The organism is Brenneria sp. L3-3C-1 (assembly GCF_016456245.1).
Classification (GTDB): Bacteria; Pseudomonadota; Gammaproteobacteria; order Enterobacterales; family Enterobacteriaceae; genus Brenneria.
In genome coordinates this window covers 197502-218642 of record NZ_JAEMHF010000007.1, presented here as the reverse complement: position 1 = coordinate 218642, position 21141 = coordinate 197502, and the positions used below count along the sequence as shown (strand labels likewise).

At 54.1% G+C, this 21141-nt stretch carries 19 protein-coding genes, 2 tRNA genes and 1 rRNA gene; 13 read left to right on the top strand and 9 right to left on the bottom strand.

Going from position 1 to position 21141, the window contains the following annotated elements:
- Positions 1 to 6 precede the first annotated feature (6 nt).
- From rrf to JG725_RS14775, 3 genes are all read left to right on the top strand, one after another.
- Positions 7 to 122: ribosomal RNA gene (rrf, locus tag JG725_RS14785) — 5S ribosomal RNA — on the top strand.
- Between the two features lie 119 nt (positions 123 to 241).
- A tRNA-Asp gene (locus JG725_RS14780) sits at positions 242 to 318 on the top strand.
- Positions 319 to 326: 8 nt separating this feature from the next.
- Positions 327 to 402: transfer RNA gene (locus JG725_RS14775), tRNA-Trp, on the top strand.
- A gap of 167 nt (positions 403 to 569) precedes the next feature.
- On the opposite strand, the gene hdfR is transcribed toward JG725_RS14775, so the two are convergent.
- Positions 570 to 1397: an HTH-type transcriptional regulator HdfR gene (gene hdfR / locus JG725_RS14770; protein WP_172291432.1), complete on the bottom strand. Its 828-nt coding sequence runs from the start codon at positions 1395 to 1397 to the stop codon at positions 570 to 572.
- A gap of 119 nt (positions 1398 to 1516) precedes the next feature.
- Between hdfR and JG725_RS14765 the strand changes: the two genes are divergently transcribed.
- Positions 1517 to 1855 (top strand): DUF413 domain-containing protein, encoded by a 339-nt coding sequence (locus JG725_RS14765; protein WP_172291431.1) that lies wholly within the window; start codon positions 1517 to 1519, stop codon positions 1853 to 1855.
- Positions 1856 to 1895: 40 nt separating this feature from the next.
- Here the strand turns inward: JG725_RS14765 and JG725_RS14760 are convergent, their stop codons facing one another.
- On the bottom strand, positions 1896 to 3422 hold the full coding sequence (locus JG725_RS14760) for a YifB family Mg chelatase-like AAA ATPase (protein WP_172291430.1): 1527 nt from the start codon (positions 3420 to 3422) through the stop codon (positions 1896 to 1898).
- A gap of 493 nt (positions 3423 to 3915) precedes the next feature.
- On the opposite strand from JG725_RS14760, the gene ilvL reads away from it, so the two are divergent.
- From ilvL to JG725_RS14725, 7 genes are all read left to right on the top strand, one after another.
- Positions 3916 to 4014, top strand: coding sequence for an ilv operon leader peptide (ilvL, locus tag JG725_RS14755; protein WP_071778504.1), 99 nt, complete (start codon positions 3916 to 3918; stop codon positions 4012 to 4014).
- A 148-nt stretch (positions 4015 to 4162) separates the two neighbouring features.
- On the top strand, positions 4163 to 5809 hold the full coding sequence (gene ilvG / locus JG725_RS14750; protein WP_199378679.1) for an acetolactate synthase 2 catalytic subunit: 1647 nt from the start codon (positions 4163 to 4165) through the stop codon (positions 5807 to 5809).
- A gap of 18 nt (positions 5810 to 5827) precedes the next feature.
- A complete protein-coding gene (gene ilvM, locus JG725_RS14745; RefSeq protein ID WP_199378677.1) occupies positions 5828 to 6091 on the top strand; it encodes an acetolactate synthase 2 small subunit in 264 nt (87 codons plus the stop codon).
- Positions 6092 to 6115: 24 nt separating this feature from the next.
- Positions 6116 to 7042 (top strand): branched-chain amino acid transaminase, encoded by a 927-nt coding sequence (locus JG725_RS14740; RefSeq protein WP_172291427.1) that lies wholly within the window; start codon positions 6116 to 6118, stop codon positions 7040 to 7042.
- Between the two features lie 80 nt (positions 7043 to 7122).
- Positions 7123 to 8973, top strand: a complete 1851-nt coding sequence (ilvD, locus tag JG725_RS14735; protein ID WP_199378675.1) for a dihydroxy-acid dehydratase — start codon at positions 7123 to 7125, stop codon at positions 8971 to 8973.
- Between the two features lie 5 nt (positions 8974 to 8978).
- A complete protein-coding gene (gene ilvA / locus JG725_RS14730) occupies positions 8979 to 10523 on the top strand; it encodes a threonine ammonia-lyase, biosynthetic (RefSeq protein ID WP_199378673.1) in 1545 nt (514 codons plus the stop codon).
- A gap of 102 nt (positions 10524 to 10625) precedes the next feature.
- Complete coding sequence (locus tag JG725_RS14725) at positions 10626 to 11354, top strand: DUF2461 domain-containing protein (RefSeq protein WP_199378671.1); 729 nt, start codon at positions 10626 to 10628, stop codon at positions 11352 to 11354.
- 15 nt (positions 11355 to 11369) lie between these two features.
- Here the strand turns inward: JG725_RS14725 and alsK are convergent, their stop codons facing one another.
- The 6 genes from alsK to alsR all read right to left on the bottom strand — a co-directional run bounded on the left by alsK (position 11370) and on the right by alsR (position 17552).
- Positions 11370 to 12278, bottom strand: coding sequence for an allose kinase (gene alsK / locus JG725_RS14720; RefSeq protein WP_199378669.1), 909 nt, complete (start codon positions 12276 to 12278; stop codon positions 11370 to 11372).
- A complete protein-coding gene (alsE, locus tag JG725_RS14715; RefSeq protein WP_199378667.1) occupies positions 12271 to 12957 on the bottom strand; it encodes a D-allulose 6-phosphate 3-epimerase in 687 nt (228 codons plus the stop codon). The genes alsK and alsE overlap by 8 nt, the downstream gene beginning before the upstream one ends.
- A gap of 10 nt (positions 12958 to 12967) precedes the next feature.
- A complete protein-coding gene (alsC, locus tag JG725_RS14710; RefSeq protein ID WP_172291421.1) occupies positions 12968 to 13948 on the bottom strand; it encodes a D-allose ABC transporter permease in 981 nt (326 codons plus the stop codon).
- Positions 13927 to 15459: a D-allose ABC transporter ATP-binding protein AlsA gene (gene alsA, locus JG725_RS14705; RefSeq protein WP_199378665.1), complete on the bottom strand. Its 1533-nt coding sequence runs from the start codon at positions 15457 to 15459 to the stop codon at positions 13927 to 13929. The genes alsC and alsA overlap by 22 nt, the downstream gene beginning before the upstream one ends.
- 236 nt (positions 15460 to 15695) lie before the next feature.
- The gene (alsB, locus tag JG725_RS14700) at positions 15696 to 16631 is read right to left on the bottom strand and encodes a D-allose transporter substrate-binding protein (RefSeq protein ID WP_172291419.1); all 936 of its coding nucleotides are present in this window, start codon (positions 16629 to 16631) and stop codon (positions 15696 to 15698) included.
- Positions 16632 to 16667: 36 nt separating this feature from the next.
- A complete protein-coding gene (alsR, locus tag JG725_RS14695; RefSeq protein WP_172291418.1) occupies positions 16668 to 17552 on the bottom strand; it encodes a D-allose utilization transcriptional regulator AlsR in 885 nt (294 codons plus the stop codon).
- Positions 17553 to 17925: 373 nt separating this feature from the next.
- On the opposite strand from alsR, the gene rpiB reads away from it, so the two are divergent.
- Positions 17926 to 18387, top strand: a complete 462-nt coding sequence (gene rpiB, locus JG725_RS14690; RefSeq protein WP_172291417.1) for a bifunctional allose-6-phosphate isomerase/ribose-5-phosphate isomerase RpiB — start codon at positions 17926 to 17928, stop codon at positions 18385 to 18387.
- Positions 18388 to 18442: 55 nt separating this feature from the next.
- Here the strand turns inward: rpiB and ilvY are convergent, their stop codons facing one another.
- Positions 18443 to 19333 carry an HTH-type transcriptional activator IlvY gene (ilvY, locus tag JG725_RS14685; protein WP_172291416.1) on the bottom strand — a complete coding sequence of 297 codons (891 nt, stop codon included), beginning with the start codon at positions 19331 to 19333 and terminating at the stop codon, positions 18443 to 18445.
- A 167-nt stretch (positions 19334 to 19500) separates the two neighbouring features.
- On the opposite strand from ilvY, the gene ilvC reads away from it, so the two are divergent.
- Positions 19501 to 20979 (top strand): ketol-acid reductoisomerase, encoded by a 1479-nt coding sequence (gene ilvC / locus JG725_RS14680; RefSeq protein ID WP_172291415.1) that lies wholly within the window; start codon positions 19501 to 19503, stop codon positions 20977 to 20979.
- The last annotated feature ends 162 nt before the right edge of the window (positions 20980 to 21141 follow it).

The window sequence follows — 21141 nt, the reverse complement described above, 5'->3', positions numbered from 1 at the left end:
AATTTGCCTGGCGGCGATAGCGCGGTGGTCCCACCTGACCCCATGCCGAACTCAGCAGTGAAACGCCGTAGCGCCGATGGTAGTGTGGGGTCTCCCCATGTGAGAGTAGGGAACTGCCAGGCATCAAACACGGATTATCGGAGTGACATCTGATAATCGGCAGACTCAAAGAGATGAGTCTAAGCAGCGGAATGCTGGCCCTAAGGGCAGGTATCAGGACGATACGCGTAAAAGAATCGGTGGAGCGGTAGTTCAGTTGGTTAGAATACCTGCCTGTCACGCAGGGGGTCGCGGGTTCGAGTCCCGTCCGTTCCGCCACCCTATTTAGGGGCGTAGTTCAATTGGTAGAGCACCGGTCTCCAAAACCGGGTGTTGGGAGTTCGAGTCTCTCCGCCCCTGCCAGATAAAAACCCTTCACTTCATCGTGAAGGGTTTTTTTTTCGCTTTGATTTTTCTGTCCCATTCACATTTTCCAATTGCCCTTTTGTGGGTAAAAAATCAAACATGCTCTTTGGGTAGCCCGTGCACACTTAACAACTTGATAATGCCGAATTCAAACAAAACAAATGCTATAACGCGATCTCAATAGGGCATTTTAGTAACTGCCGAATCAGCGTTTGTTGGTCGCTGTTTTGCAACCAAACGGCATAAAACGGACGAACAACCGCCGGTATATCCTCCGATACTCTTAGGTGAGAATACTGTTGTGCCCAATGGCTGGGTAAAAAAGCACAGCCGCCGATGGTTGCCAGTAACTGACGAGTCAGATGGGCTGAGGTTGTGGTAAGAATTGGATGCTGTTCACTGGCCAGCAAGCGGTTTTCCTGCTGATGGAAATCAGCCCCCCACTCCAACTTAATGTAAGGCAACGGCTGATTGGTTTCGTGTGCCCCCGAAGTAAACAGCGATAAAGAGAAGTTCCCAAGAAGCTGGCTCGCCAACTCGTCCATTTTAGGCTGTTCTGTTGTGATAAGCAGATCCAACTGACGTTCATGCAGCTGTTTTACCAATGAGTGACGCAGCGCGATACGCGCCTCCAATTGCAGCAAGGGCCGCTGCTGATAGAGCGATTGCAACCATGGCGTGAGATATGCCTCCCACAGCGAAGCGGTCGCGCCAATCGAAAGAAGGCTATGCTGTTGCGATCGAACAACCTCTTTTTTAGCTAGCTGCCAGGTGCCAATCAAGCTTTCCGCATAGGGCAAAAGGCGCTCTCCTGCTGGTGTCAGGCGGATATTGTTACGATGGCGAGTGAATAAATTTGCACCAAGTTGAGTTTCCAACTGACGAATGCGAAAACTGACCGCAGACTGTGTCAGATAGAGTGATTCTGCGGCGCGACCAAAGTGTCTTGTTCTGCTGACTTCCAGAAAGGTTTTCAGTAATTCGGTATCCACGCCTATCTCCAAAAAAATTTGTCGTAATGATTTAAATGTTTTGTTTTACACAATGTCAAGCCTATCTAATACTCCGCGCCATAAACAACACGACCATAAGAGAATTAGGAGCGTGTAAGATGGCGGAAAGCTTCTCTACCAATAATCGTTTTTTTGATAACAAGTTTTACCCACGTGGTTTTTCCCGACATGGCGACTTTACTATTAAAGAAGCGCAACTGTTGGAGCGCCATGGTTATGCCTTTAACGAACTTGATCTGGGTAAACGCGAACCGGCCACTGAGGAAGAAGTACAGTTTGTTGCGATGTGTCGTGGCGAACGTAAGGCTGAAACAGACATGGAAAAGATATGGTCTAAGTATATGGATCGTATCCGTCGTCCTAAACGCTTCCACACGCTATCCGGCGGTAAGCCGCAAATGGATGCGGTGGAAGAATACACCGAAAGTGACGATTAATACAAAACGGGGCGTAAGCCCCTTTTTACCGTTTGGGTTTTCATTCCAGATTTTTATGAAGCTGTATGAGCAGGCGATCCATACATCGGTAGCTAAGCGCTTCTGCAAGGTGTTTCCTATGTATTTTCTCCTGCCCGCTAAGGTCGGCGATGGTGCGGGCGACTTTCAGTATCCGGTGCCAGGCGCGTACGGATAACCCCAGTTTGCTCATTACGTCTTCCAGATAGACCGCGTCATCCGACTCGAGCCGGCAATATTTTTCTATTTCACTGGGTTTTAACCGTGCGTTGATAGCATTGGCTCGTTTAAGTTGTTTCTGGCGTGCGGCCAGAACACGTTCTCTGACCACTGCGCTGCTTTCGCCCTGACAAATCTGCTGACGTAATATGCCGGGTGGCAACAACGGAACTTCAATGGAAATATCGAAGCGATCCAGAAATGGGCCGGACAGCTTGCTGAGATAGCGTAAGATCTGTCGGGCCGGCAGGCGGTTATGAATCCCTTGATAATGGCCGGAAGGGCTGGGATTCATTGCAGCAACCAACTGGACTCTGGCCGGATAACAGACTTTTGCCCGGGTGCGGGAGATAATGATTTCTCCCGACTCTAACGGTTCGCGAAGTGAATCTAAAACGCGGCGCTCAAATTCCGGCAACTCGTCGAGAAACAGGACGCCGTTGTGTGCCAGAGAGATCTCGCCCGGTTTAGGCAACGAGCCGCCGCCAACCAAAGCCGTCATGGATGCGCTGTGATGCGGCGCCCTGAACGGCCGGGTTCGCCACCGTGTCATGGTGGCGTCAATGTTTATCAGGCTATTGATCGCCGCACTTTCCAGCGCCTCTTCATCGCTCAACGGCGGCATCAGGTTGCCAAGTCGGCTGGCTAACATGGTTTTCCCCGTTCCTGGCGGTCCCAGCAAGAGCAGGTTATGTCCACCGGCGGCCGCGATTTCCAGCGCCCGCTTCGCTTGTTCCTGTCCAATAATGTCTTTCAGGTCGGGTTCGTCGTTATCGCTCGATGGTTCCTGTGAAATATTGCAGCTCCGGATCAGTTCTTCTTCACCTTGTAAAAATGCACAAACCTGTAGCAGATGCCCTGCCATCAGCGCTTCTCCCTGAGGGATCAGCGCCATTTCCAACTGATTGCCTTCCGGCAGGATTAACTGGCGGCCTGATTTTATAGCTTCCAACGCTGCCGGAATTGCGCCGTTGACGGGTCTCAGCGCGCCGGAGAGGCCCAGTTCGCCGAGAAACTCATAGTGGCTTAGCTTTTCCCCTTTGATTTGCTCTGAGGCCGCGAGAATGGCTAAGGCGATGGGGAGGTCATAACGGCCGCCTTCTTTGGGAAGGTCGGCCGGCGCCAGATTGACCGTGATACGTTTGGCCGGGAATGAGAATCCGCAATTGATGAGTGCGCTGCGTACGCGATCGCGAGCCTCTTTGACGGTAGTTTCCGGCAAGCCTACCAGCGTGAGGGCCGGTAATCCGCTGCTGATATGTACCTCAATGGATACGTCCGGCGCCTGCACGCCTATCATTGCCCGTGTATAGGTAACTGCCAGTGACATACTGTTCTCCCTTCACCAAGGAAGACATGATGCGTAATACCGGATAAAGAAAGGATCAAATAATCATGATTTTGTGCGGCGATAGTGAAAAATAGCTGGTTTTCTCAATGTGTTGCTTGCCGTATGCGCAGCCTGTCGCAGATACGTCGCCCCGTTTGAGCCAACAGGACGAACGATGCGTTTCTTTTTACTCGCTCCTGACGCTTACGTTGAACAGAGATCGCTGGCTATAATAAACGGACATAATGCGGGTTGGACAATGACGCCCGCTGATAATGTTACCATTAGTATGCTAATCAACCGTCGAACGGTTCAAATTCCCGGCTGTGACGATATTAACCAGAATATCTGCTACCTTATGATTACATTCTACTTTTTAGTAATTGTTATTCTGCGTGATAGAAAAACACCGAAAAAACTGTTGTCATATCATCACAGATTGTGATAACTCTGTAGACATTCGTTCGACAGCAGATTAGTGAACACTCTATTTATGAAAGCTTTCTCCCTAGTGATTAGCCTAGTCGTGATTAGCGTGGTGGTGATTATTATCCCACCGTGCGGGGCAGCACTTGGACGAAGAATGGCTTAGCAAATCAGGCCCGAATTCAAGAAAACCCCCGCACCGAAAGGTCGGGGGTTTTTTGTTGGGGCAATAAATAATGACGTAAGGGAGCGGAAGAGAAGATGGTTAGTCATGCAGAATTCTGTTATTCCCACAAGATGTTGGGGAAATAACGATGAATGGGGCTCAGTGGGTGGTGCAAGCGTTGCAGACGCAGGGAGTGGAAACGGTTTTTGGTTATCCTGGCGGCGCGATAATGCCGGTCTATGATGCGCTTTATGACGGCGGCGTGGAACACCTGCTGTGCCGGCATGAGCAAGGCGCCGCCATGGCCGCGATTGGCTATGCTCGCGCAACCGGCAAGGTTGGCGTATGTATCGCGACTTCCGGGCCTGGTGCGACCAACCTGATCACCGGGTTGGCGGATGCGCTGCTGGATTCTGTTCCTATCGTCGCGATTACCGGGCAGGTGGGTTCCGCCCTTATTGGTACGGATGCGTTCCAGGAGATCGACGTATTGGGGTTGTCTCTGGCCTGTACGAAGCACAGTTTTCTGGTGGAATCGCTGGAGTCGTTGCCTGAGGTGATGTCTGAAGCTTTCGCTATCGCCAGCAGCGGGCGACCGGGGCCGGTGCTGGTTGATATTCCTAAAGATATCCAATTGGCTGAAGGAGACTTTACCCCCTATTTTACGCCGGTTGATAATGGTTTTGATTTCCCCAGACAGGATATTGAACGGGCCCGTGAGATGCTGGCAAACGCGCGGAAGCCGGTGTTGTACGTTGGCGGCGGCGTGGGTATGGCACGGGCGGTTCCCGTTTTGCGTGAGTTTATCGCCATTACCGATATGCCGTCCGTGGTGACGTTGAAAGGGTTAGGTAGCGTGGATGCCAATCACCCCTACTATCTGGGCATGATTGGCATGCACGGTACTAAGTCTGCAAATCTGATGGTTCAGGAATGCGATCTGCTGATCGCTGTCGGCGCCCGTTTTGACGATAGGGTGACCGGTAAGCTGAATACGTTTGCCCCGCAGGCCAATGTTATCCACATGGATATCGATCCGGCCGAATTGAGTAAACTGCGTCAGGCGAATGTGGCGCTGCAAGGCGATCTGAAGGCGTTATTGCCGGCTTTGCAACAGCCGTTGAACATTGAAGCATGGCAACAGCAGGCCGTGATGATGAAAAACGAGTACCCGTGGCGTTATGATCACCCGGGACAGGCAATTTATGCGCCGGCGTTACTGAAAGCCATCTCTGACCGCAAAGCCGCGGATACCGTTGTAACGACGGATGTCGGCCAGCACCAAATGTGGGCGGCTCAGCACATGGCGTTCAGCCGTCCTGAAAATTTCATTACCTCAAGCGGGCTCGGCACCATGGGATTTGGCGTACCTGCCGCGGTGGGCGCGCAGGTTGCCCGACCTGACGATATGGTCATCTGTATTTCGGGTGACGGCTCTTTTATGATGAATGTTCAAGAGTTGGGCACCATCAAGCGAAAACGGTTGCCGCTGAAGATTGTTCTGCTGGATAACCAACGATTAGGTATGGTTCGGCAGTGGCAGCAGTTGTTTTTTGATGAACGCTATAGTGAAACCAACCTCTCTGATAATCCTGATTTCCTGACGCTGGCAAGCGCCTTTGATATTCCCGGCCAGCGCATCACCCGTAAAGACCAGATTGATGCCGCACTGGATGCCCTGTTCAACAGCGACGGGCCATACTTACTGCATGTCTCCATTGATGAATACGAGAATGTCTGGCCGTTGGTGCCACCCGGCGCCGGTAATGAAACGATGTTAGATAAAACAGAATAATAGCTGGAGAAAAACAGAATGACACGCCATCAGCTTTCGATTCAGGCCCGCTTCCGTCCAGAGATTCTGGAGCGTGTGTTACGCGTCGTCCGACACCGAGGCTTTCAGATATGCGCCATGAACATGGTACAAACGACCAATACTGACGATCATATTAATATTGAGCTGACCGTCGCCAGCCATCGTCCGATAGATTTACTGTCGGCGCAATTGAGTAAATTGCTGGATATTGCTTATGTTGACGTTCAGCCAATGACAACATCGCAGCAGTTCAGCGCCTAACATACAGAGTAAGGGAAATAAGAAATGACCAAGAAAGCTGACTACATTTGGTTCAACGGAGAAATGGTTCCGTGGGCAGAGGCTAAAGTTCATGTCATGTCGCACGCCTTGCATTACGGGACATCCGTGTTTGAAGGCGTTCGTTGTTATAATTCGCACCAGGGGCCGGTGGTGTTCCGTCACCGCGAGCATATGCAGCGCCTGCATGACTCGGCAAAAATCTACCGTATGCCATTGCGGCAAAGCGTCGATGAACTAATGGAAGCGTGTCGCGAGACGCTGCGCAAGAATAACCTGACCAGCGCATACATTCGTCCGCTGGTGTTTGTCGGCGATGTCGGCATGGGCGTAAATCCGCCTGACGGCTATGAAACGGATGTGATCATCGCGGCGTTTCCGTGGGGGGCGTATTTAGGCGAAGAGGCGCTGGAACAGGGCATTGATGCCATGGTGTCGTCGTGGCATCGTGTGGCGGCGAATACCATTCCGACGGCGGCGAAAGCCGGCGGGAACTATCTTTCATCGCTGCTGGTGGGGAGTGAAGCCCGTCGTCATGGCTATCAGGAAGGGATTGCGCTGGATGTGCATGGCTACGTTTCCGAAGGCGCGGGTGAAAACCTGTTTGAAGTCAAAGACGGCATTATCTTTACGCCGCCGTTTACCTCTTCCGCACTGCCTGGCATTACGCGTGACGCGATTATCAAACTGGCGAAAGCGTCAGGATTTGAAGTCCGCGAACAGGTGTTGTCGCGTGAATCATTATATCTGGCCGACGAAGTGTTTATGTCCGGCACCGCCGCTGAAATTACGCCGGTTCGCAGCGTTGACGGCATCCAGGTTGGCATCGGTAAATGCGGCCCGGTAACGAAAAAGCTGCAACAGGCATTCTTTGGCCTATTTACCGGTGAAACCGAAGATAAATGGGGCTGGCTGGATCCCGTTAACCGTTAATTATTTATCATTACAGACAGAATCAGAGGCGGTGCCCGTTCCGTCATCGCCTATTTAGTTATTATTGGAGTAATAAGAGTATGCCTAAGTACCGTTCAGCCACAACCACGCACGGCCGTAACATGGCCGGCGCCCGGGCCCTGTGGCGCGCCACCGGAATGACCGACGACGATTTTGGCAAGCCCATTATCGCGGTGGTCAACTCATTCACCCAGTTCGTTCCCGGTCATGTGCATTTGCGCGATCTGGGGAAACTGGTCGCCGAGCAAATCGAAGCGTCCGGCGGCGTGGCCAAAGAGTTCAACACCATTGCGGTCGATGACGGTATTGCCATGGGGCATGGCGGCATGCTCTATTCCCTGCCTTCACGCGAGCTGATAGCCGATTCGGTTGAATACATGGTTAATGCGCACTGCGCCGATGCCATGGTGTGTATTTCCAACTGCGACAAAATCACCCCGGGAATGATGATGGCCGCGCTGCGTCTCAACATTCCGGTCATCTTTGTCTCCGGCGGGCCGATGGAAGCCGGAAAAACCAAGCTTTCCAATCAGATAATCAAACTGGATCTGGTCGATGCCATGATTCAGGGCGCGAACCCGAACGTCAGCGACGCCGACAGCGAGCAGATTGAGCGCTCGGCCTGTCCGACCTGCGGTTCCTGTTCCGGCATGTTTACCGCCAACTCCATGAACTGTCTGACCGAAGCGCTGGGGCTGTCGCAGCCGGGCAACGGTTCGCTGCTGGCGACGCATGCCGATCGTAAGAATCTGTTCCTGAATGCCGGTAAACGCATTGTCGAGCTGGCGAAACGCTACTACGAGCAGGACGACGCGCGCGCGTTGCCGCGCAATATCGCCACCAAAGCGGCGTTTGAAAATGCCATGACGCTGGATATTGCCATGGGCGGCTCGACCAATACCGTACTGCACCTGCTGGCGTCGGCGCAGGAAGGAGAGGTCGATTTCACGATGGAAGATATCGACCGCCTGTCGCGCAAGGTTCCGCATCTGTGCAAGGTGGCGCCGAGCACGCAGAAATATCATATGGAAGACGTGCATCGCGCCGGTGGGGTGATGGGCATCCTCGGCGAGCTGGATCGCGCCGGTCTGCTGCACCGCGAGGTGTACAACGTGCTGGGTAAAACGCTGCCGGAAACGCTGGCGGAATACGACGTGGTACAGACCGACAACGACGACGTGAAAAAGATGTACTCCGCCGGCCCGGCCGGTATCCGCACCACGCAGGCGTTTTCGCAGGACTGCCGCTGGGATTCGCTGGATATTGACCGGCAGGAGGGATGTATTCGTTCCCGTGAGTTTGCCTATAGTCAGGACGGCGGTCTGGCGGTGCTGTACGGTAATCTGGCGGAAAACGGCTGTATCGTGAAGACCGCCGGCGTGGATAAAGGTAGCCTGGTGTTCCGCGGCCCGGCCAAAGTGTACGAGAGTCAGGATGATGCGGTAGAAGCGATCCTGGGGGGCAAGGTCGTGGCGGGTGACGTAGTGGTTATTCGTTACGAAGGGCCGAAAGGCGGGCCGGGCATGCAGGAAATGCTGTATCCGACCACATACCTGAAATCGATGGGGCTGGGCAAAAGCTGTGCGCTGATCACCGACGGACGTTTCTCCGGTGGGACATCGGGTCTGTCGATCGGCCATGCTTCTCCTGAAGCGGCGAATGGCGGCACCATCGGTCTGGTGCAAGATGGCGACATCATCGCCATTGATATTCCAGGCCGCAGCATCGCGCTGGAAGTGGCGGAAAGTGAATTAGCGAGCCGCCATGAAGCTGAACTGGCGCGGGGCGATGCCGCCTGGACGCCGCACAATCGTGACCGTCTGGTTTCTTTTGCGCTGCGCGCTTACGCCAGTTTGGCGACCAGCGCCGATAAAGGCGCCGTTCGTGATAAGAGCAAGCTGGGAGGCTGATAATCATGGCTGTGTCACAACCCCTTCCTTCCGCGCCCTGTGGCGCGGAGTACCTGCGGGCTATCCTGCGCTCGCCGGTCTATGAAGTTACTCAGGTCACGCCGTTGGAGAAAATGGACAAGCTTTCTTCGCGGTTGGGTAATGTCATTCTGGTGAAGCGAGAAGATCGCCATGTGGTGCACAGCTTTAAGCTGCGCGGCGCTTACGCGATGATAGCCGGTCTGAACGACGAACAGAAATCGCACGGCGTGGTGACCGCATCCGCCGGTAACCATGCGCAGGGCGTGGCGCTTTCCGCCAGCAAGCTTGGCATTCATTCATTGATTGTCATGCCGGTTGCTACGGCGGATATCAAAGTCGATGCGGTGCGCGGTTTTGGCGGTGAGGTATTGCTGCATGGCGCGAACTTTGACGAGGCCAAAGCCAAAGCCATCGAACTGTCGCAACAGCAGAAAATGACCTTTTTGCCGCCGTTCGATCACCCGGCGGTCATTGCCGGACAGGGCACGCTGGCGATGGAGCTGTTGCAGCAGGACGCGCATCTGGACCGGGTATTCGTGCCGGTCGGCGGCGGCGGTCTGGCGGCCGGCGTGGCGGTGTTGATCAAACAGTTGATGCCGCAGATTAAAGTGATTGGCGTGGAAGCGGAAGATTCAGCCTGTCTGCGCGCCGCGCTGGACGCCGGGCATCCGGTCGATCTGGCCCGCGTGGGGCTGTTTGCCGAAGGCGTGGCGGTAAAACGCATTGGTGATGAAACTTTCCGTCTGTGTCAGGAATATCTTGACGATGTGATCACCGTAGACAGCGATGCCATCTGTGCGGCGGTAAAAGACCTGTTTGAAGACGTGCGCGCGGTTGCCGAGCCGTCCGGCGCGCTGGCGCTGGCGGGGATGAAGAAGTACATCCAGCAGCATCAGATTCAGGGCGAGCGTCTGGCGCATGTGTTGTCCGGCGCCAATGTCAATTTCCACGGTTTGCGCTATGTGTCTGAGCGTTGTGAGTTGGGCGAGCAGCGGGAAGCTTTGCTGGCGGTCACCATCCCGGAGAAGAAAGGCAGCTTCCTGACGTTCTGCCAACTGCTGGGCGGGCGGGCCGTGACCGAGTTTAACTACCGCTATGCGGATGCCAAAAACGCCTGCATTTTTGTCGGCGTGCGCCTCACGCGTGGTCACGACGAGCGTGAGGAGATCATTACCGAGCTGTCTCAGGGCGGTTATGAGGTGGTGGATTTATCCGATGATGAAATGGCGAAGCTGCACGTTCGCTATATGGTCGGCGGGCGGCCTTCAAAACCTTTGCAGGAACGCCTGTATAGCTTTGAATTTCCAGAATCGCCGGGGGCGCTGCTGAAATTTCTGCATACGTTGGGCACGCACTGGAATATTTCGCTGTTCCACTATCGCAGCCACGGCATGGACTTTGGCCGGGTGCTGGCGGCGTTTGAGCTGGAGGATCGCGATCCGGAGTTTGAGCAACATCTTCAGGCGCTGGGCTACGAGTGCCATGACGAAACCAGTAATCCGTCATTCCGCTTCTTTCTGGCGGGTTAGCGGCGGTTGACGTATTACCCGCATAAGCGCTCCCGGTGGTGTTTCACAGCCGGGAGCGTTATCTTTACATCATCCTACGGCCCGTTCAGATGATGTAACACGATGGCAACGCATTTCAATGGCTTTTCCCAGCAGGGATTGACGTTTCTGCAACAGGTGCGCCAGCACAATGATAAAGACTGGTTTGATGAGCATCGCGCTATTTACGATGAGCAATTGGTGTGGCCTTTTCGCGCGCTGGTCGATGCGCTCAGCCTGACCATGTTGCAAATCGACGACCAGTTTGAAACCCGTCCGGCGATCGGCAAGACACTTTCCCGTATTCACCGCGATACGCGCTTTTCCCACGATAAATCACGCTACCGCAGCCAGATGTGGCTGACGTTCAAGCGAACCCGTAAAGACTGGACCGACGCGCCGGTCTATTTCTTTGAGATTACGCCTGATACCTGGCGCTATGGTCTGGGGTATTACAGCGCCACGCGTAATACGATGGAGCTGTTCCGGCAAACGGTGCGCGACAACCCGCAAGGCTTCCTTGACGTGGCCGACTGTCTGCAAGACAGGTTTAAGCTGGAAGGTGAAAGCTATAAACGTCCGTTGATCAAAGATCTGCCGCCCGCGCTGGCCGACTGGTATAACCGCAAGTCCTTTGCCGCCATTTGCACCAGTCAGGATATGGCGCCGCTGTTCTCCGGCGAACTGACGACGACGTTGGCGCAGGGGTTCACTCAGTTGGAGCCGCTTTATCATTACCTGATGAAAATCGAAACCATGAAGCGGGCGACGCAGTCACATAATATCGATCCTTATGCGCGGTTCTCCGGCTAATGCCTATTCGAAGCATTATATAAACCAGCGTTGTCCGGCAAGACGGGCGGCGCCGCTGGCTCCGTTAAAAGACGAAGAAGAGGCGGGAAGAAAACGCACCGCATCATGGGGCAACGGGCGGCGCAGGCATGTCCGGATCCGCGTTATCAGCGTATCCAGCGGAAAGCCCGGCATATCCATCACGCCGCCGCCTAGAATTACGACGTGAGGGTCAAACAGGTTGACGCTGGTGGCAACGGCGCGCGCCGCATGCTCTAAGAATTCGCCAATAAAGAGGTCATCGCCGGTGTGCAGAAACAGATCGCCGAGCGCATACGGCCGCGACGTTTGCTCGTACCAGCGACGCAGCGCCATGCCTGAGCAGACGGTTTCCAGACAGCCATAGTTGCCGCAGCCGCACTGTAGCCGCCCGTCGCCCTGGGGAATATGGCCGAGTTCGCCCGCCACGCCGTGCGCTCCGGTCCATGGCGCGCCGTTCAGCCAGATGGCAAAGCCCATGCCGGTGCCGAGATAGGCGGCCAGCACCACGTTGTCCTCCAGGTCGTTGGCATGCACATCGTAAGAGAGTTGCAGGTTCACATCGCGAGCAAACTGTACCGGGCAGTGCAGGGCCTGTTCCAGCCGCTCCGCCAGATTGGCCAGATCGTCAGACGTGAGCGGCAGATTGGGTGTGGAGATGATGGTGCGCCGATCGCTGCCGACCAGCGCCGGGAACCCCATAACCAGACCAAGGCAGCGCGCCTGATGGCGGTTAACCCACTGATGCAACCACGTGCTTAACCCCTCAACCAGATCGGGGGTGAGCACCTCCGCGGTAGCGGACTTCTCGCGCAGGATCACCTCTCCCCGAGCGTTTTGCAGGCAGACGCGGAGATGGGTGGCGCCCATATCCACCCCGGCGACCACGGAAAGCCGTTCAGACATGGGGCACCGCCTCGCGTTTGGCCTGCATAATCTGTTGTGACATGGCGCGCCATGCTTCATCGATATCCTGCGAATGACCGAACAGGCCGGACGAACCGACAATCAGCACATCGGCGCCCGCCTCAATCAGTTGCTGATACGTGGCCTGATTGCAGGAGCCGTCGATCTCAATTTCATAGGCCAATCCTTCGCGCGCGCGCCATGCTTTCAGTTCCACGATTTTTTCCAGCATTTCGGGGATGAACGGCTGCCCGGCAAAGCCGGGGTCGACCGTCATCACGGTGATCTTATCTGCTTTATGGAGGTAATACTTCATTGCGTCGACCGGTGTCTCCGGGTTGAGGATCAGGCCGACTTTCATCCCGCGCTGGCGGATCTCGTCGATCAGGCGGAAGGCCTGACCGTTGATGGTTTCCGGGTGGAGGGTAATGAAGTCGGCGCCGGCCGAGGCCAGTGAGGCAATGTAATCTTGCGGCCTGGTCACCATCAGATGGCAGTCAAGCGGCTTACTCGCCAGCCGCCTGACCTGGCTGACGAAAAAGGGAGACAGCGTCAGGTTCGGCACAAAATGGCCGTCCATGATGTCGATATGAAAATAGTCCGCGTGGCGATCGATAAACTCGATCTGCTCTTTGAACTTCAACAAATCCATACACATTAGAGAGGGGGATATTTTCATCATTGACTCCTTACTTGCTGATCAGCCGATCCAGCGCGACAGCAGCGATAATCAGCCCGCCCATCACCACCAGTTGGTAGTAGGTTTGTACTTGCAGGATATTCAGGCCGTTATTGATGGTGCCGATAATCAACCCGCCGATAACCACTGAAAAGATGCGGCCCTTGCCGCCGAAGAAACTGGTGCCGCCAATGATGGCGCTGGCGATGGCGTAAGTTTCAAACCCCATGCCGGCTAACGGCTCGGCCGCGCCCAGTCGGGCGGTGGAAACCACGCCGGCCAACCCGGCGCAAATTCCGGAGATGATGAAGACCACCAGCATGTGGAACTTCACATCAATACCGGAGTAGAAGGCGGAGTTTTTATTGCCGCCCAGCGCATAGATATTGCGGCCAAGCCGGGTACGGGAGGTGATGAACCACAGCAGCAGAGCGATCAACAGCGAGAAAATGACCGGTACGGGCACGCCGATCACGCTGGCGGCAAAGAAATTAACGAAATCGAACGAGAAGCCATAGACGGAGTTGGCGTCGGAAATGACCAGCGTAATGCCGCGAAAGATAGCGTTAGTTCCCAAGGTGATGATAAACGGATGCAGACCGGTCCAGTTGACCAGGCAACCGTTAATCGCGCCGAGTGCGCCGCCCACCAGCACGCCGCCAATCAGCGCGGCGGACAGGGGGTCAACGCCCGCCAGCATCAGCTTGGCGGTGACCATCCCCGACAGCGCCAGAATCGCCCCCACGGACAGATCGATACCCGCCACCAGGATGGCGAAAAACTCACCCATACCGATCAACACGGTTACCGAACTCTGGACGAAAATCTGCGTGATGTTATTCGTGTTGAGGAAATATTCCGGCGAGAGCGTGCCAAAGATCGCCACGATAATCGCGAGGATGAAAAACGTCCCGTATTTGTCCCAGAAAATGGCGAAATTAAACGGTTTTTTCTGCGCCGGATCGCCTTTTACTCTTGTGGTAATGCCCATGCCATAATCTCCTCTTCGCTTATATCGTCGCGATTGGTCAGGATTTGCGTCAGCCGTCCCGCGCAGAACACCGCGATGCGGTCACAGACGGTAATAATTTCAGGCAGCTCTGAGGAAACCATCAGAATGACTTTTCCCTCGTCCGCCAGCAGGCGCATCACTTTGTAGATTTCGGCCTTGGCACCCACATCAATGCCGCGGGTGGGCTCATCGAAGATGATTACCTCCGGATTGCAGCATAACCATTTGGAAATCAGTACCTTTTGCTGATTCCCCCCTGACAGCTCGGTAATATTCTGGTCGACCGAGTGACATTTCAGCGCCAGCAGCTTGCGCTGCTGTTCGGCGATCTCGCGCTCCTGCCGCGGGTTAAACAATCCCATGACGCCTTTATAGCCGCCGTCCTTCAGGCTCCGGCCGATCGCTATATTTTCGGCGATGGAAAAGTTGGCGAAAAAGCCGTTTTCGCGCCGGCTTTCGGTGATGTAGCCCATTCCTTTTTTCAGCGCATCAAGCGGGGAGCGTGGGGTAATGGGTTTGCCGTGCAGCAGGATTTCGCCCTGGCTGCGTTTGTCGACGCCAAACAGGCAGTTCATCAGTTCTGTTCGCCCGGAACCGACCAGCCCCGCGAAGCCGAGGATTTCCCCACGGCTGACCGAAAAAGAAATATCGCGAACCTTTTTTTTATCCCGGCTGGTGACATGCTTTACTTCGAACACCGTATCGTGTTCGATGTTGCCGGCGTTCTCTTTCATGGCGATAAAGCGATTTTGCAGCTCGCGTCCGACCATCAGGCGCACGATGTCGTCATTACTCACCTCGTTCATCATGCCGCTACAGACGCTGCCGCCGTCTTTCATCACCGTGTAGCGGTCGCAGATCTGGCGGATTTCATTCAGCTTGTGTGAGATATAAACGATCGAGCAGCCATCTTTACGCAGCTGATTCATGATTAAAAACAGATAATCCACCTCTTTATTGGTTAGCGAAGAGGTCGGTTCATCCATAATGATGACGTTGGCGTTTAACATCAGCGTTCTGGCAATTTCCAGCATTTGTTTATGGCTGATGGATAAATTGGCGACTTTCTCATCGAGATCGACTTTCAGGCCAACGCGTAATAACATCATGGCGGCACGAACGCGCATTTCTTTCCAGTCGATAATCTTTACGCCGCAGACTTTTTTGGTGGGATGGCGGCCAATATAAAGATTTTCCAGCACCGTTAATTCATCAATAACGCTTAATTCCTGATAAATTATGCCAATACCTAATTGCGCCGCGAGTTTATGATCCAGTTTGTTATAGACCACATTATTAATGGTAATATTCCCTTCGGTTGGCGCATATATTCCCGACAATATTTTCATTAAGGTTGATTTACCGGCGCCATTTTCACCTAATAATGCGTGGATCTCATGGGTGTAAATAGTTAAATCAACCGACTTCAATGCGTGAACCGGGCCAAAGGATTTGCCGATCCCCGCCATACGGATATAAGGCGTGACCATACGATTACCTTTTATACTCGTCATATTTCAGTTGCATGTGCGCTGGCCGCGTTACTCGGCCCATCCATGGGTCTCGTCCTTCGGGCTGCGGCGATCGACGTTCAAATCTGTTCCCGGCAGAGTTGTCAGTCACCCGGATAGCGGCGTCAGCTTGCCTCAACGCCTCTGTCTTGTTGTTAGCGGGCGCAGGTGGAGAGAAACGACTCCCCTCTCCTTGCCGAAAAGGGGACGGAGGTTTATTGGGTAATCAATACCGAATCAACCAGCTTAAACTCCGGTTGTTTATCCAGTGGAATAACCTTGCCGGATTTCTCCGCTTCCACCAGTAGCCGCAGGCCGGTGGCGCCGATATCCGCCGGGCTCTGCGCCACGGTGGCGGTCATTTGCCCGCTTTCCACCATCTTGCGCGCTTCCGGAATACCGTCGGTGCCGATAACCAGCACCTTGCCGGTTTTACCCGCATTGGTTACCGCTTGCGCCACGCCCATGGCCATGGTGTCGTTAGCGCAGTAGAAGGCTTTCAGGTTTGGGTTGCGCTGTAGCACATTGGTGGCTACGTCCAACGCTTTGATCCGGTCCCAGTCCGCGGGCTGACTGGCGACCAGCTTGATGGCATCGGCTTTCTGAAAGGCGCCGGTCGCACCCTGACGGCGCGCTTCGCCGGAGGCATTGCCGGCTTTCCCTTCGATAATGGCGACTTCCCCGCCTTCGGCACCCAACCGCTGGATAATAAAGTCGGCCGCTTTGGCGCCTACCGCCGCGTTATCGGTGGTGACAAAGGCTTCGACGTTGCCGCCCGCTTTTTTCAGGTTGTCCATATCGATTTTTTCATCGAGATTGACCAGATAAATGCCTTTTTTCCAGGCTCGCGCCACCGGCATCACCAGGTTTACCGATGAGAGCGGAGCAAAGGCGATGCCTTTATAATTTTTATTACTCAGATCTTCAAATAACTGTAGCTGTGATTGAAAATCTCCTTCCGATGGCGAAGCAAATATATCCACGCTGATGCCTGATTTTTTCGCCTCGTCTTCAATCCCTTTTTTCATATCGACCCAGAACGGATTGGAAAGTGTTTTTAATACCACGGCATAATCGGCGGCGGCAAAAGCACTGGCGGATAACATCACGCCAACAGCCGCGCCACTGAATAATTTCAGAAGTTTATTCATCGCTCTATTCTCACTGTAGGGTAAGAGTACGGTTTATTATTTATCCCGGCGGAAAAAATCGACGATGGCGCCGGTCTTTTCCATATTTAATGTTGCCTGCTCAATATTCTGTTGTGCTACGGAAACAAAAAAAGCATCTAATAATGTGAGTTGTAAGATACGTGCGGATGCATTGCGCCCTAATAAAGGTGTTTCTGGCGCTGGCGAACAAATAATAAAATCGGCTAATTTGGCGATGGGCGAATGGTAACTATGCGTAATACATATTATTTTGGCGCCATTCTTTTTCGCCAGCTCTACCGCGGCTTTAACATCGCTGGTGCGCCCCGAGTGGGAAACCACCAGTACCACGTCCCCCTCTTGCAGAAGCGCGGCGGACATCATCATGATGTGCGCGTCCTGGTAGGCGTGGCAGCGTACGCCGATACGCAGCATTTTGTGTTCGATATCGGCGCAGATCGCGTTTGATCCGCCTACGCCGTAAAGATCGCGCTGCTTCGCCCGGTGAAAGTAACGAGCCGCGCGGTGGATCTCGTCCACATTAACAATCGACTGCCCTTCCATAATGGTGCGCAGGGTGATATTGAAGACTTTGTTCACCACGTCCTGCGGGGCTTCATCGAACGAGAGTTCCGCCGGCAACACCTGTTCGGATTGCGAAAAGTAGTCGATCAGCGTACTGCGCAGGCTGCGAAAGCCGCTGAAGCCCAGCAGCTTGGACACTTTGACGATCATCGCTTCCGACACCATCAGCGCCTCGGCGACATCTTTAATCGACGAAGCCTCGCTTAAATTACCCGGCGATAAAAACCATTCCACGATACGGCTTTCATTCTCCGTCATGCCTTCCTGCTTCATGCGCAAGTAAGGCGCAATGCCGATGCCGTGGGGAATACCCTGATCAAACTCTGATTGACTCATCTCGTTTTTCACGTTTGTAAGCTGGAGACAGCACTATATCACCACAACGTGCAGACGAAATATGCAACCAACTTCACAAAAAATATAAATTTATAAAGTTAATGTGTTTGTGAAGTTATTCTATGATCGACTATTATGACCACATGGATTTATTTTATTTAATATACAGATAGTTATATTAATTCCGGTTTTTGGTGGGCAACACGGGAGGATCAATAAAATTAATAAAAAATTATCTTCTTGTGAGGTAAAAGGCAATTAATCAATATCAACTAACTGATACATATTGATTTTACTGTTAAATGCGTTTTTTAGTCACAAATAAATGAAATTTGTAAAGTTTGCAACGTTACTTAATTAAGAGGTTGTCGCGATGAGGAAGATTGTTCTTGGGTGCGATCATGTCGGGTTTGAACTGAAAGCGGAAATCGTCGCCCACATACAGCGGCGTGGCGTAACGGTGATGGATAAAGGCACATGGTCCAGCGAACGTACCGATTATCCGCGCTATGCCGTCGCGGTGGCGGAAGCGGTTGTGGCTGGTGATGCGGAAGGAGGAATATTGATTTGCGGCACGGGGGTGGGGATCGCCATTACCGCCAATAAATTTCCCGGCATCCGTGCCGTGGTTTGCAGCGAACCGTACTCGGCGCAGCTTTCCCGCCAGCACAACAATACCAATGTGCTGGCGTTCGGTTCGCGAGTCGTCGGGTCGGAACTGGCGAAAATGATCGTTGATGCCTGGCTGGATGCGCAGTTCGAAGGGGGGCGTCATCAGGCGCGCATCGATGCCATTGGCGAGGTAGAGTCGCGTTTTGGTTGCGCCGCGCCTTGACCCTCAGCATGGGTTTTCCATGTCCGCCGGCGTGTGTTGCCGTCACGCATTATTCTTAAGATGGATTGGGAAGCGTCCCCCAGAAGGCGGCAATCAGCGGTTCGCTGAGCCGCTTTTTCTGCACGCAAACGCCCAGTTCCAAAGGTTCCATCGCCTGTTCGGCAAAAACGGAGACACGATTGCGTACCGGCTCCGGACTGTTTTCCAGCACGATATCCGGGATTAAGGCAATGCCGCAGCCCAGCGCCACCATCGACACCATCGCCTCGTGGCCCGATACGGTGGCATAGATCTGCGGCGTGGCGATGCGGTGGCGGCGAAACCACAGTTCGATGCGTTTACGCACCGGCCCGTGCTCCGGCAGAATGAACGGTATTTCCGACCAGTCCGGGTTGGCGTGTTTTACCTGAGCCTGCACCGGACAAGGCAGCGCCGGGATGATAAGCGACAGCGGGATCTTGCCTATCGGCATGAATTCCACGCTGGCGGGCAGGCTTTCCGGGTGGCCGGCGATCCCGAGGTCGGCGTCGTTGGAGTGGACTTTGTCGACGGCGTCCGCGGCGTCACCGGTGGTCAGCTTGATCTCTACCAGGGGATGTTCCGCCCGGAAACGATCCAAAATTGGCGGTAAATGGCTGTAAGCGGCGGTGACGGAGCAAAAAATACGCAGTTCGCCGCTAAGCGATGGCCCGCGTTGGCTGATAGCGTGTCGAAGCTGCTGATATTGCAGCAGCGTTTGCTGGGCGAACCGCTTTAGTTGTTCCCCGGCATCGGTGAGCTGCACGGTGCGGTTATCGCGCTGAAACAGGGTTTGGCCGACATTTTCCTCCAGCCGTTGAATTTGCCGCGATAGCGTGGAAGGACTGATATGCATCGCCTTTGCGGTGCGGCCGAAGTGCCGGCTTTCCGCCAAATGCAGAAATAATTTGAGATCACGTAAATCCATGCGCAGCGAGCCTCGCGTTTATCTTGCAGATTTTGCAATATGACGTTGTTAATATATCAATTTGAGCAACGCATTTCCTGTCATATGATGGGGGCATAGCGGTTTTCCTATCTCGCGGGAAAGCTTTTCTGAATAACAGATAAACAAAACATCATACGGAGTACTACATGGCTAACTATTTCAACACATTGAACCTGCGTCAGCAGCTGGCGCAATTGGGCCAGTGCCGTTTTATGGGACGTGACGAATTCGCCGATGAAGCGGGCTTCCTGAAAGGTAAAAAAGTGGTGATCGTCGGCTGTGGCGCACAGGGCTTGAACCAGGGGCTGAATATGCGTGACTCCGGTCTGGATATCGCTTACGCGCTGCGTCAGGAAGCGATTACCGAGAAACGCGCCTCATGGCGTAAAGCCACTGAAAATGGTTTCACCGTCGGCACCTATGAAGAACTGATCCCGCAGGCGGATTTGGTGGTTAACCTGACGCCGGACAAACAGCACTCCGCCGTGGTTCAGGCTGTCCAGCCGCTGATGAAGCAGGGCGCGGCGCTGGGTTATTCGCACGGTTTCAACATCGTTGAAGTAGGCGAGCAGATCCGTAAAGACATCACCGTGGTGATGGTGGCGCCGAAGTGCCCGGGTACGGAAGTGCGTGAAGAATACAAACGTGGTTTCGGCGTGCCGACGCTGATCGCGGTTCATCCGGAAAACGATCCGCAAGGCGAAGGCATGGCGATCGCCAAAGCCTGGGCGGCGGCAACCGGCGGTCATCGCGCCGGCGTACTGCAATCCTCTTTCGTCGCCGAAGTGAAGTCCGACCTGATGGGCGAGCAGACGATCCTGTGCGGTATGTTGCAGGCAGGGTCTTTACTGAGCTTTGATAAGCTGGTGGCCGACGGCGCTGATGCGGCCTACGCGGAAAAACTGGTGCAGTTCGGTTGGGAAACCATTACCGAAGCGCTGAAGCAGGGCGGCATTACGCTGATGATGGACAGATTGTCCAATCCGGCCAAGCTGCGCGCCTTTGCGCTGTCTGAGCAACTGAAAGAGATTATGGCGCCCTTGTTCCAGAAACATATGGACGACATTATTTCCGGCGAGTTCTCCAGCGGCATGATGGCCGACTGGGCGAACGATGACCTCAAGCTGCTGACTTGGCGTGAAGAAACCGGTAAAACGGCGTTTGAAAACGCGCCGCAGTTTGACGGTAAAATCTCCGAGCAGGAATATTTTGATCACGGCGTGCTGATGATTGCGATGGTGAAAGCCGGGGTGGAACTGGCGTTTGAAACCATGGTGAGCTCGGGCATTATCGAAGAGTCGGCTTACTACGAATCGCTGCATGAGCTGCCGCTGATTGCCAATACCATTGCCCGTAAGCGTCTGTACGAAATGAACGTGGTGATCTCCGATACGGCGGAATACGGCAACTATCTGTTCGCCAACGCCGCCGTGCCGCTGCTGAAAGAGAAATTCATGGCGTCGCTGCAACCGGGCGATTTAGGTAAAACCGTGGCGGCGACAGAGGTGGACAACGCACAGCTGCGTGACGTTAACGAAGCGATTCGCAACCACCCGATCGAAAGCGTCGGTCGTAAACTGCGCGGCTATATGACGGATATGAAACGTATCGCCGTTGCGGGTTAATCCCATTCGGTCATAAAGCTCAAAAGGCACAGCATTCGCGGTGCCCAGACCGTTGACAAAGCCCGTTATTAGGGAGAGCGTGGCGAGGGGCCGTAGCGGCGTAAGCCGCCGGAGCACCCCTCGGTACGCTAGGCCCGGGTATCTCAGGCTTACAAACGACTT

Excerpts from the sequence above, each read along its gene's own strand:
- JG725_RS14725 (WP_199378671.1), top strand. The coding sequence starts at position 10,626 with ATGGCAACGCATTTCAATGGCTTTTCCCAGCAGGGATTGACGTTTCTG.
- alsR (WP_172291418.1), bottom strand. The coding sequence starts at position 17,552 with ATGAGTCAATCAGAGTTTGATCAGGGTATTCCCCACGGCATCGGCATT.
- rpiB (WP_172291417.1), top strand. The coding sequence starts at position 17,926 with ATGAGGAAGATTGTTCTTGGGTGCGATCATGTCGGGTTTGAACTGAAA.
- ilvY (WP_172291416.1), bottom strand. The coding sequence starts at position 19,333 with ATGGATTTACGTGATCTCAAATTATTTCTGCATTTGGCGGAAAGCCGG.
- alsE (WP_199378667.1), bottom strand. The coding sequence starts at position 12,957 with ATGAAAATATCCCCCTCTCTAATGTGTATGGATTTGTTGAAGTTCAAA.
- alsC (WP_172291421.1), bottom strand. The coding sequence starts at position 13,948 with ATGGGCATTACCACAAGAGTAAAAGGCGATCCGGCGCAGAAAAAACCG.
- alsA (WP_199378665.1), bottom strand. The coding sequence starts at position 15,459 with ATGGTCACGCCTTATATCCGTATGGCGGGGATCGGCAAATCCTTTGGC.
- JG725_RS14765 (WP_172291431.1), top strand. The coding sequence starts at position 1,517 with ATGGCGGAAAGCTTCTCTACCAATAATCGTTTTTTTGATAACAAGTTT.
- ilvL (WP_071778504.1), top strand. The coding sequence starts at position 3,916 with ATGAAAGCTTTCTCCCTAGTGATTAGCCTAGTCGTGATTAGCGTGGTG.
- ilvC (WP_172291415.1), top strand. The coding sequence starts at position 19,501 with ATGGCTAACTATTTCAACACATTGAACCTGCGTCAGCAGCTGGCGCAA.
- ilvM (WP_199378677.1), top strand. The coding sequence starts at position 5,828 with ATGACACGCCATCAGCTTTCGATTCAGGCCCGCTTCCGTCCAGAGATT.
- JG725_RS14760 (WP_172291430.1), bottom strand. The coding sequence starts at position 3,422 with ATGTCACTGGCAGTTACCTATACACGGGCAATGATAGGCGTGCAGGCG.
- JG725_RS14740 (WP_172291427.1), top strand. The coding sequence starts at position 6,116 with ATGACCAAGAAAGCTGACTACATTTGGTTCAACGGAGAAATGGTTCCG.
- alsB (WP_172291419.1), bottom strand. The coding sequence starts at position 16,631 with ATGAATAAACTTCTGAAATTATTCAGTGGCGCGGCTGTTGGCGTGATG.
- ilvA (WP_199378673.1), top strand. The coding sequence starts at position 8,979 with ATGGCTGTGTCACAACCCCTTCCTTCCGCGCCCTGTGGCGCGGAGTAC.
- ilvG (WP_199378679.1), top strand. The coding sequence starts at position 4,163 with ATGAATGGGGCTCAGTGGGTGGTGCAAGCGTTGCAGACGCAGGGAGTG.
- ilvD (WP_199378675.1), top strand. The coding sequence starts at position 7,123 with ATGCCTAAGTACCGTTCAGCCACAACCACGCACGGCCGTAACATGGCC.
- alsK (WP_199378669.1), bottom strand. The coding sequence starts at position 12,278 with ATGTCTGAACGGCTTTCCGTGGTCGCCGGGGTGGATATGGGCGCCACC.